Raw genomic sequence first — 1,282 nt, 5'->3', positions numbered from 1 at the left:
GGCATGGCCTGGGTCGATTCGAACTACGACGGCAGGCTCAGCGCAATCGATCCGGTCTGGAGCGAACTGAAAGTGTGGCGCGACCGCGACCAGGATGGCGCGCAGGATGCCGACGAGGTCCAGGGACTGGATGCCCTTGGCGTGACCGAACTGAACTACGCCATGGGCACCTACACCGACGACGGACAGCGCAAGCAACTGGCCAGCCCCGATCTGGAGGCAGACCGCGAGGGAACGCGCGTCACCGTCGTCAACGAAGGCATCCTGATCCAGGCCAGCGAGAACGGGCATCTGTCGCTGCTGGTCACCCGCATCGACGACAAGACCGCAGTCGAGCCGAACCGCGATGGCGTCACCGGCATCGAAGATGTCGAGATCATTGTCAATGGCGCCGACCTGACGGCCAACGACCTGCTGGGTGGCATTGCCGGGCGGCCGATGGTCGTCACCGGCCTGACCGGCTTGCGTCACGGCACGGGCTTCGTCGATGTCAACGGCTTCGTGCACTTCCTGCCGGAGGCGGACTATGACGGCGAAGACGCCGGCTTCGACTATGTGGCGCAGGCGGAGAATGGACAGCAAGGAAACGGAACGGTCGACGTCACGCTGAAAGGGGTGAACGACGCCCCGCGACTTGCGGGCACGCTGCAGGAGTCGAGGCCGGTCTATGGCCATACCGAGGGCGTCTTCAAGGCGCTCGACGAGAATGGCTACGGCTTCTACACCACCGCAGGCCGGCCGATCTACCAGCCTTACGGCATCCGCTACGACTTTGACGGCAACAACGAGCTCGTCAAGACACTGGTGCTCAATCCGGAACCCGGTCAATACAATGTCGCCTACTACAACGAGCCGATCGCCACCGAATACACGGGCAAGGTGTGGATGCAGGGCATGGATGCCGATGATCCCGCTTCCTCGCTGCGCTATGCGATCGTCAGCCAGCCGCAATACGGTGCGGTGAGCCTGAATGCAGACGGCTCATTCCAGTACACCACCTGGCATGAGCCCGGCGTGCCGGGCGAGCGGCTGGTGGTAGAGGGCAACTACGCCGGAATCAGAGGCGGGACGCTCTACTACCCCGGTTACATGCCCGAGCAGGGCATCTATCCGGCCAGCGACGTGTTCCGCGTCAGCGTCACCGACCCGCACGGCGCCAGCAGCATCGCATCGGTCACCGTGCCGCACTACGGCCCCTACCTGCCGCCGATGCCCGATCTCGTGCGTGGCGGCAGCACGCCGGTCGCGGTCGACCTGGATGGCGACGGCTTCGAGTTCACCG

Annotated in this window: 1 protein-coding gene; it reads left to right on the top strand. The window is 64.5% G+C overall.

Annotated features, from left to right (window positions below; all coding sequences use genetic code 11):
* Positions 1-1,282: Ig-like domain-containing protein (locus FVE66_RS20255; protein WP_161993351.1), on the top strand; the 1,282-nt coding region annotated here is incomplete at both ends.

The sequence above is a fragment of the Lacisediminimonas profundi genome, from assembly GCF_008831265.1.
Taxonomy (GTDB): Bacteria; Pseudomonadota; Gammaproteobacteria; order Burkholderiales; family Burkholderiaceae_D; genus Lacisediminimonas; species Lacisediminimonas profundi.
Note: the sequence above shows the minus strand (reverse complement) of the source record. Positions and strands in the feature narration are given on the sequence as shown.